This window comes from uncultured Kluyvera sp., assembly GCF_902485085.1.
GTDB lineage: Bacteria > Pseudomonadota > Gammaproteobacteria > Enterobacterales > Enterobacteriaceae > Kluyvera > Kluyvera ascorbata.
Window position 1 is genome coordinate 1 of sequence record NZ_CABTJS010000193.1, and the last position, 1,920, is coordinate 1,920.

The window sequence follows — 1,920 nt, forward strand, 5'->3', positions numbered from 1 at the left end:
CACCGCCCGCTGAGTTGTTGCAGGTAAAGTTTTCATGTTTGCTCTCGTGAAAGTTATTAGCGCTGGGTGGGATAAATGGCGATGTACACGTAACCGCAACTGCCAAGGGTGTCGGCTTCACAGGTGAAACCGTTGTGGAACAGGGTGACACAGTGGGCATTGCGGGGATTCATTTCACCAGTGGTCAGCATCGATTCCATCTGGCGGATAAAGTGCGGGAATGTTTCATCCAGCTTCCGGCATTCGGTGTCACTGAACTTGCCGGTGATGCTGGCCCGGTCAGCCAGATAATGCATCCGGTTCCCTTCCTGCACCAGACGGGCTCCCAGGCGCGGCGTGATATTCCGCTGCAGGCCCCATGTGATGTGAGTCATGACGACTCTCCTTTGTATTGTCAGTTCAGAGTGATGCTCATCAGGCAGGCATAAGGCCCGTTGCGGTCCTGGCGGCGTTCGGCGTATACCGCGAGGACACCTGCGATATCCGGAACGTCCCTGCCGGTGTAATGGCAGACGCTACCGTGCCACTGATATTTTCCACTGCAGTAGCGAAAGATTCGGGACTCAGGATGCTGGCGGTATATCGTCATTGCCCGGCGTTTACTGATAATTTTCATGTCATACCTCACAACAGACCGTGTTCTGCGAACGAATAGATTTGCCTGCCGCCGACAATCAGATGGTCAGGGACGCGGATATCCACCAGTTGAAGCACCTGCACCAGTCGCTGCGTAAGGGCTTTGTCAGCCTGGCTGGGTGTTGTCTCGCCAGAAGGATGGTTGTGCGCGAGTATTACTGCTGCGACATTGAAGTGCAGAGCACGTTTGACCACTTCCCGGGGATGCACCTCAGTACGGTTAATCGTGCCGGTGAAGAGCGTCTCATGGGCAATCAACTGATTCTGGTTGTCCAGATACAACACCCGGAACTCTTCCCGCTCAAGTGCGGCCATATGCAGTCGCAGCCACTCACGGACAGCATGTGAAGAGGTGAAGGCCACGCCGGGCTCATGCAGGTGTCGGTCCAGAGCCCTGAGTGCCCGCTGGATGAGACGCCGGTCCTGTGGCGTCATCTCGCCGGGTAAAAAGGAAAGCTGTTTCATTCGTTGTTACTCCGATCAGTCGATGATACGCAGAATGGCGTGGGCCTCTGGATGCTGCAGGGCATAGTCCCGCAGGCGGTAATAGTGTGCGGTCATCGCGTCACATTCTTTACGGCAGGCATGGTGACTGTACGCAATCAGGCAGACCGCGATGCCTGCCGCTTCTGCACTCATTTCCGCATCATTGCCGTTCATGCTGTTGAGCAGATGCCATTTATCATCACTGTCAGCATCAGGGGCCATAAACGCGCCACCGTTACTCAGGGTGTATAACGACCAGATACCGCCGCTGTAGGTCGCACAGAAACGCTCCATCCAGGCGAAGATATGCGGCTCCAGGAGTAGCCACTGCGGAATGGTGCCAAAGTGCTGCGGCCAGAAATCGAGACGTTGTTCATCGGGGACCGGCGTGACGGTCAGTTCAAATTCGGGTTGGTTAGCGGGTGCGAGATCGTACTGCGTCTGTGTTGTCATGGGTATGTCTCCGTCAATAAAAACGCCAGCGGTGATGGCTGGCGTATGGGGATATAAAGTGTGTTCGGGGAGGTGAAATGTTGCGGGTAAATGCTTCGCGGTCAGCGGGTGGAGGTGTCTGTACGGATGCCTGAGGTGCGGATATAGCGGTTAAGACCTTCACCGGCATCCGGCTCAAAGTTCCATGCCCGCCAGACCATCCGGCCTTCAGCTTCACGAACCACCAGGCGGAAGTGACTGCCCTGGTCGTCTTCGAGTGTGATATTGCTGTACGTGGTAGTGACCGCTTGCGCTTGTCTCCGGGTGAAAGGCCCCGGTGGCAGCAACACGTATTGGGACATTTTC

The 1,920-nt window shown here is 55.8% G+C and carries 5 protein-coding genes; all 5 read right to left on the minus strand.

Annotated features, from left to right (window positions below):
- Positions 1-56: 56 nt before the first annotated feature.
- Positions 57-374 (minus strand): type IV toxin-antitoxin system YeeU family antitoxin, encoded by a 318-nt coding sequence (locus RDN66_RS24180; protein ID WP_016243830.1) that lies wholly within the window; start codon positions 372-374, stop codon positions 57-59.
- Between the two features lie 20 nt (positions 375-394).
- On the minus strand, positions 395-616 hold the full coding sequence (locus tag RDN66_RS24185) for a DUF987 domain-containing protein (protein WP_007777714.1): 222 nt from the start codon (positions 614-616) through the stop codon (positions 395-397).
- An 8-nt stretch (positions 617-624) separates the two neighbouring features.
- A complete protein-coding gene (gene radC, locus RDN66_RS24190) occupies positions 625-1,101 on the minus strand; it encodes a DNA repair protein RadC (protein ID WP_016243831.1) in 477 nt (158 codons plus the stop codon).
- Between the two features lie 15 nt (positions 1,102-1,116).
- Positions 1,117-1,575 carry an antirestriction protein gene (locus RDN66_RS24195; protein WP_016243832.1) on the minus strand — a complete coding sequence of 153 codons (459 nt, stop codon included), beginning with the start codon at positions 1,573-1,575 and terminating at the stop codon, positions 1,117-1,119.
- Positions 1,576-1,676: 101 nt separating this feature from the next.
- A complete protein-coding gene (locus RDN66_RS24200; protein WP_016243833.1) occupies positions 1,677-1,916 on the minus strand; it encodes a DUF905 domain-containing protein in 240 nt (79 codons plus the stop codon).
- Between the last annotated feature and the right edge of the window lie 4 nt (positions 1,917-1,920).

Excerpts from the sequence above, each read along its gene's own strand:
- RDN66_RS24180 (WP_016243830.1), bottom strand. The coding sequence starts at position 374 with ATGACTCACATCACATGGGGCCTGCAGCGGAATATCACGCCGCGCCTG.
- RDN66_RS24185 (WP_007777714.1), bottom strand. The coding sequence starts at position 616 with ATGAAAATTATCAGTAAACGCCGGGCAATGACGATATACCGCCAGCAT.
- radC (WP_016243831.1), bottom strand. The coding sequence starts at position 1,101 with ATGAAACAGCTTTCCTTTTTACCCGGCGAGATGACGCCACAGGACCGG.
- RDN66_RS24195 (WP_016243832.1), bottom strand. The coding sequence starts at position 1,575 with ATGACAACACAGACGCAGTACGATCTCGCACCCGCTAACCAACCCGAA.
- RDN66_RS24200 (WP_016243833.1), bottom strand. The coding sequence starts at position 1,916 with ATGTCCCAATACGTGTTGCTGCCACCGGGGCCTTTCACCCGGAGACAA.